Source organism: Burkholderia sp. COPS, from assembly GCF_019425585.1.
Lineage (GTDB): Bacteria > Pseudomonadota > Gammaproteobacteria > Burkholderiales > Burkholderiaceae > Burkholderia > Burkholderia cepacia.
In genome coordinates this window covers 1-6,161 of record NZ_WIXR01000093.1, presented here as the reverse complement: position 1 = coordinate 6,161, position 6,161 = coordinate 1, and the positions used below count along the sequence as shown (strand labels likewise).

Here is a 6,161-nt window from a genome sequence, read left to right as displayed (position 1 = left end):
CGGCGGCGGGGTTCAAGCGGGTGTCTCCGTGGGGGCGGTCGCCGTGGGCGGCGATCCGGTATCGCTGGAATTATAAGCACGCTTATTATAGATCCGCTTATCGCCGGGCCGCGAGCGATGGGGGCTGTCGGCTTGACCCTATAATCCCCGCATGGACAAGACCTACGAGAACCGGATCGGCTACCTGATTTCCGACGTGGCCCGCCTGAACGGGCGCCTGTTCGACCGGCGCGCGAAGCGCATCGGGCTGACGCGCGCGCAAAGCCGCGTGATCGCATACCTGACGTGGAAGGGCGAGATGAATCAGGCGCGGCTCGCCGAATGGCTCGAGATCGCGCCGATCTCGCTGACCCGGTTGCTCGACCGGATGGAAAGTTATGGCTGGATCGAGCGCGTCGCGAACGACGACGATCGCCGTGCATTCGTGATCCGGCTGACCGACAAGTCGCGCGAGATCTTTCCGCAGATGCTCGAAGTGGGTGACACCGTCGTCGACGACGGTTTGCGCGGCTTCACGCCCGACGAGCGCGATACGCTGGTGCGGCTGCTCGGGCGCGTGCGCCACAACCTGATCGACTGCGGCGGGGAGTGATGGGTGGCGTCATCCGGGCCGGCCGGATGCACGCGTTGACCGCAACGGGAAGACCGGGTGGCCGCGCGCAGGCGTGCCACGTTGGCCCGTATGACGGCATGGGCGTGGACATTGCCTCGCCGTTGCGCCCGTACGGCGGCCCGACGCGGCCATCGCTCGGCTCGCGCGGGACAAAGCGCCCGGCAAACTTCGACGAAGCGCTTGTGCGGGCGTCGACGTCGGCTCCGTGGAGCCGACGCTACCCGTCACGGCTTCGGCAAGACGGTGTGCTCAACGGGGCAGTGCTGCCAGCGTGAACGCCGCCAGGTAAAGTCCCACACCGTACGACAGATGCGCGATGACACTGCGCCGGCGAGCGACGCCCGGGTGCGGCGTGCGCGACGCCGCGATGCCGAGGCCGAACGCGGGCTGCATCACGAAGAACGGCGCGACCACGCTGGCGAGGCCGGCCACGAGCGCGGGGAGCGGTGTCGGAGTGCCGATCCATGCGGTGCCCGCGATCGCGACGGGCAGCGCCGCGAACGCGATGCCGATCGCGTAATGCGCGATCCAGCCGAGCGTGCGTTCACCCGGCACGGGCGGCGCGGCGGCGATCGACGCGTGCCGGAACCGGCCTTGCGTCATGTGACCGATCCAGCGGCCGACCAGCGCATGGTCGAGCGACGGAATGCCGAATGCACGCCGGCGAAACAGCGCCCACAGATCCATCACGAGCGTGGCGCCCGTGCCGATCGGCAACAGGTTGAGCAGGACGTCGGGCAGGCTCATCGCGGACCACCGGCGCGGAGGGTGACGGCCGCGCGGCGCAGCGCGATACAGCGTGGTTTCGGCGGTTTCATGGCAGTCAGGGCTTGTCTTTGTGGAGTCGAGCGCCTATCTTGCAACTTCAAGTTCACTTGAGGTCAAGCATGAGTCGGCTGGACATTGCGGATGTGGCGCGGCGCTCGGGATTGCCCGCGTCGACGCTGCGCTACTACGAGGAAAAGGGGCTGATCGTCCCGATCGGTCGCCACGGGCTGCGGCGGCAATACGACGAGTCGGTGCTGGAGCGGCTGGCCCTGATCGCGCTGGGCCGCGAGGCCGGTTTTTCGCTCGACGACATCCTCGCGATGGTGGACACGGACGGCCTGCCTGCGATCGATCGCGCGAAGCTCGACAGCAAGGCCGACGAACTCGACCGCACGATCCGCCGTCTCGGCGCCGTGCGCGATGCGCTGCGGCACGCGGCCGTGTGCCCGGCGGCGAACCATCTCGAATGCCCGTCGTTCCAGAAGCTGCTGCGCATTGCCGCGCATCGCAATCCGGCGCGTCGCGCGAAGGCGGAAGGCGCATAGGTGTAGCGCGCCCGCGCGATGTGCGGTTGGCATCAGCAGTCCGGCGGCAGGGTGGCGGCGGTGCCAATCCCGGCCGGAATTCGAAAACGAAAGCAGGAACAACGGGGTTGACGCGTGTCGTTATTGCTTGCGCCATTGCTGGTGCTTTATGTGCTTCCGGCCGCATATGCGGCATCGAAGGTCGGGCCGCACTACGGATTTCTCGCGGGGTGCGCGACGATGGCGGCCGTGCTGGCGGCGCAGACTGCCCTGCTGACGTGGGGAAGTGCCTGGGTGAAGCGACGGCGCGGGGGCACCGGGCAGCCCGAGACGACCGCGCAGGCCGTACCGGCCGACAGTCCCGACGACGAACCGGCTGACGATGCCGAAGACGCCGGCGATGCCGACGATGCGCCCGACGTACCGTTTCGATACGGCGAGCATGCACGATTCAAGCAAGTGCTTCCGATGGCTGGCAACACGCGGCCCGACGTCGCGCGCTATTTCTACGACAACGCGAAGCGGACGATCGAATCGTATGTGGACGTCGAGACGGGGCACGGCGATTCGGGCGCGTCGATGGTGTCGATGGCCGAACTTGCCGTCGAGGATGGCGTGCCGGCCGCGCCACCTGACCAAACGCTGACCGTGTTCGTGTCGAACGACGGCGCATGGTCGGGGTTCCGCGTGGGCGACGACAGCTTCCGCTTCCGTCACGGCGCGATCACGAGATTGCGGCTCACGCGGGTGATACCGATACGCTGGAAGGGCGGCTACACGGTGACGCTGTGGTTCGACGTGCCGAACCGGAAAAGCGGCGCCGATTACGTGTCGTATTCGACCTGGTTCGATCTCGAGGTGGAATATTCCGGTCGCCGCACACGCGCGCTCACTCATGCCTGTCGCGAGATCGCGTCCGTGCTCGGCGTGGCGTTCGACGTCGACGAAACCTCCGACGACTGACTGACTCAGCCCGCGTAGTACACGCGGCATTCCTGCTCGCGCCCGCGCACGATGCGCTTGCCGACGAGCGAGCCGACCGTTTCGGTGAAGACGGTGCGCTGGTGTTCGCGCTGCCCGGCGTCGTAGAAATAGAGCGAGACCCAGTCGGTCGGGCGGGAGGCCTCCGGCGTGCGCATCGCGGCAAGCAGGCACAGCGCCGTGAAATGCCAGCCGCCCTTGGTCATGTGCATCACGGGCGACGGCACGTAACCGTCCACGTTCAGGCGCCGGTGCGCGAGCGTCGGCAACACGCCGGCGGCGGCCTTGTTGCGGTACAGGCGGTCGATGTAGAGCAGCAGTTCGACAGGAGGCTCGGTGCCGGGGCCGGCGTCCTGCACGTGGCCCTGCCAGCGCCGGCGGCGGCTCAGCACGTCGTCGAGCGCGGTGCGGATGCCGGCTGCGCGCCGCGGGCCGACGCCCGAGATCGTTTCGAGCTGGCCGTTGCGGGCCGCGCGTTCGAGCTCCTCGAGCGTATCGATGTGAAGCAGGTCGTGAATGCGTAACGCGAGCGCGTGGCCGATACCCGGTACCGCTTCGAATGCGGAGGTGCGCACGGCGTCGCCGCACAGCCGGTCGAGCTGCCGCCAGCGCCCGGTCACCAGCAGCTCGGCAATCGCCTGGGCGACCCCCGTGCCGATCTCGGGCAACGTACCGAGCGCATCGACGCCGCCGGACTCGAACAGCGTGCGGATGTCGAGGTCGAGCGCTTCGACCGTCCCGGCCGACGCGCGGTACGCGGCGACCCGGTAAGGATTCGCGCCCTGGTCAGCCAGCCGTTGCGCCGCCTCGCGCAGGCAGGCCGCGATATGCCGGTTTTCCTCGTACGTTTGGCTGGCGCTCGTCTGCATCGCGAGGGACCCGGGGAAGCACAAACGGAATGGACACGGCGAACGATGCGCCGGTCGGCGTTTCATCATTGTCGCGACACGCGTTGAAGAAAACTTGACGCACGTCAATAGCAAACGTAGCACAGGTGCGAGGCGCACGGTCGTGCCGATCGGGGCACGACCGTGCGTCGCGTGATGCGGTCACGCGTCGAGAAACGACTGCGCGTTCTCGGCCTCGGCAGCCGTGCGCAACGCGGCGAGCGCCCGTTTCTCGATCTGGCGCACGCGTTCGCGCGACATGCCGGCATCGTGCGCGATCGCATCGTAGGTATCGGGCTCGGCGCCGCCGAGGCCGAACCGCCGGCGCAGCACGTCCGCCTCGGCCGGCGTGACCGACCGGAGCAGCGACCGCACACACTCGCGCATGCGCGTGTCGGCCAGTTGCTCGAACGGGCTGGCCGACGCCTGGTCCTCGATCAGCTCCACGAGGCCGGTGTCCGCGTCGGGCAGCGGCGCATCGAGCGACACGGGCTCGGCAGGCAGCGCGAGCACCGCGCGCAGCTTGTCCTCGTCGAGGCCGGTTTCGGCCGCGAGTTCGGCCGGCGTCGCGCGGCGCCCCGTGCGCTGGTGAAAACGCAGTGCATGCCGTCGCACACGCTGGTACTGGTCGCCCACGTGCACGGGCACGCGGATCGTGCGAGCGCGATCCGCGACCGCGCGCGCGATCGCCTGGCGGATCCACCAGGTCGCATAGGTCGAGAACTTGAAGCCGCGGCGGTATTCGAATTTCTCGATCGCGCGCATCAGGCCGAGGCTGCCGTCCTGCACGAGATCGGGCAGGTCGACGCCGCGGTTCATGTACTTGCGCGCGATCGACAGCACGAGCCGCAGGTTCGCCTCGAGCATCGCGCGCGTGGCGTCGCGCACTTTCTGCTGGCCGTCGGCGAGCGCTGCGGCGAGTGCCCGCCGCGCGACCGCGTCGAAGCAGGCGGCTTCGCCTGCTTCGGTGCCGTGCGGCGCGGACGCGAGCGTGCCCACGACGCGGCTCGCGTCGTCGACCGCCGGTGCGAGCCACGCGATCGAGCCGAGCAGGGCCGCCATGCGGTTACGCGCGTCGCGGTATTCGTCCGAACGGACGCCATGCGCGTGCAACGCGCCGCGCAGGGCCGCGACGGCCGCCTGCAGTGCGTCGTAGCTGGCCGGCGCGGGCGTGTCGGGAGCGTCGCCGTCGCCGTCGGAAGACCCGGCGCCGCCGGTCGTCGCCGTCGCGCGGTGACGCGCAAGCAGCGAGTCGACCGCCGCCGGATAGCCGGCGATCGCATGCAGGATCTGGTGACGGCCCGTCTCGAGTTCGCGGGCAAGCACGATTTCGCCTTCGCGCGTGAGCAGCGGCACCGCCTGCATGCGCCGCATGTAGAGCGCGAGCGGGTCGGTCGACGCGCTCGTGCCGCGTGCGAGGTCGCCGAGCATCGCGCGGCCTTCGTCGAGCGCATCGCGATCGACGTCGACCGGCGACGAACCGGCGAACGGCGCAGGCGCGGCCGGCTCGTCGAGCACGGCGATGCCGATGTCGGCGAGTGCGGCGCGCACGACGTCGAGCGCGTCAGGGCTGTCGCTTTCGGGCGGCAGCGCGTCGACGAGGTCGGCGTGGGTCAGATAACCCTGTTCGCCGGCGAGCGCCAGCAACTGGATGATCGGATCGAGCGGCGTGTCCGCCCGGGGAGTGGGGCGTGGCGTAGTCATGTCGATGGCGGCGTGAGCCGCGCTCCTGTCTGGGCGGGCCGAAGTCCGCCGGTTTCGGGCTGCCGGTTGCTCGCGAACCCCGTCCGCGCCGGCCAGCCTGACATCGTTCAAGTTGAGGGCATTTGCGCGAACTTCAACGCGGGCGCGGCAGACATGCCAGCACGCGGCGTGCCTGCGCGCGCATAGGGTGCCGGAAACAAAAAGTAACCGATCATACCGGGCGGAAATCTGCAGGGGACGTAAGCTAGAGTCAGGCGCGCAGCCTGGCTGCGCAGCGCAGATTCCGCCGGAGCAAGAAATGACCCCGATTCCTGCCGCGAGGTGTGCGGTATTCGCGTTGACCACGCTGGCCCTCGGCGGCTGTTATTACACGAGTCCATACGGTTATGCGCCGTATTACGCGCCGGCGCCGGCCACGCTGACGCAGCGCGAGATACCCGTCACGCCGGCTGCACCGGGTACCGCCGCACCGAGCCAGGGCTCGACGGCGGTCGCGCCGCCCGTGGCCGACCCGGCTCCCGTCTACGTCGCGCCGGCCTATCCGCCGCCGTATCCCTATCCGTATCCGTACTATGCCCCCGCGTATTACCCGGGCTGGTACGGCTGGGGAGCGCCGGCGATCTCGGTCGGCTTCTGGGGCGGCTGGGGCGGTGGCCACTGGCGTGGACGCGGCGGGGACTGGCA

Annotated in this window: 7 protein-coding genes; 4 read left to right on the top strand and 3 right to left on the bottom strand. The window is 69.2% G+C overall.

Annotation, left to right across the window (positions count from 1 at the left end):
* Positions 1 to 151 precede the first annotated feature (151 nt).
* Positions 152 to 592, top strand: a complete 441-nt coding sequence (locus FOZ70_RS37555) for a MarR family transcriptional regulator (RefSeq protein ID WP_021162076.1) — start codon at positions 152 to 154, stop codon at positions 590 to 592.
* Positions 593 to 862: 270 nt separating this feature from the next.
* Here FOZ70_RS37555 and FOZ70_RS37550 read toward each other — a convergent pair whose 3' ends face one another.
* A complete protein-coding gene (locus FOZ70_RS37550) occupies positions 863 to 1,360 on the bottom strand; it encodes a DUF2938 domain-containing protein (protein ID WP_021162075.1) in 498 nt (165 codons plus the stop codon).
* Positions 1,361 to 1,500: 140 nt separating this feature from the next.
* Here FOZ70_RS37550 and FOZ70_RS37545 point away from each other — a divergent pair, with 140 nt between their 5' ends.
* On the top strand, positions 1,501 to 1,926 hold the full coding sequence (locus FOZ70_RS37545) for a helix-turn-helix domain-containing protein (protein ID WP_060052882.1): 426 nt from the start codon (positions 1,501 to 1,503) through the stop codon (positions 1,924 to 1,926).
* Between the two features lie 114 nt (positions 1,927 to 2,040).
* Positions 2,041 to 2,868 carry a hypothetical protein gene (locus FOZ70_RS37540; protein WP_219707895.1) on the top strand — a complete coding sequence of 276 codons (828 nt, stop codon included), beginning with the start codon at positions 2,041 to 2,043 and terminating at the stop codon, positions 2,866 to 2,868.
* A gap of 5 nt (positions 2,869 to 2,873) precedes the next feature.
* Here the strand turns inward: FOZ70_RS37540 and FOZ70_RS37535 are convergent, their stop codons facing one another.
* Both FOZ70_RS37535 and FOZ70_RS37530 read right to left on the bottom strand, forming a co-directional pair.
* The gene (locus tag FOZ70_RS37535; RefSeq protein WP_021162072.1) at positions 2,874 to 3,755 is read right to left on the bottom strand and encodes a helix-hairpin-helix domain-containing protein; all 882 of its coding nucleotides are present in this window, start codon (positions 3,753 to 3,755) and stop codon (positions 2,874 to 2,876) included.
* Positions 3,756 to 3,935: 180 nt separating this feature from the next.
* Positions 3,936 to 5,477, bottom strand: a complete 1,542-nt coding sequence (locus FOZ70_RS37530; RefSeq protein ID WP_060159189.1) for a sigma-70 family RNA polymerase sigma factor — start codon at positions 5,475 to 5,477, stop codon at positions 3,936 to 3,938.
* A 298-nt stretch (positions 5,478 to 5,775) separates the two neighbouring features.
* On the opposite strand from FOZ70_RS37530, the gene FOZ70_RS37525 reads away from it, so the two are divergent.
* On the top strand, positions 5,776 to 6,161 hold a 386-nt coding region (locus FOZ70_RS37525), incomplete at its 3' end, for a hypothetical protein (protein WP_219707894.1).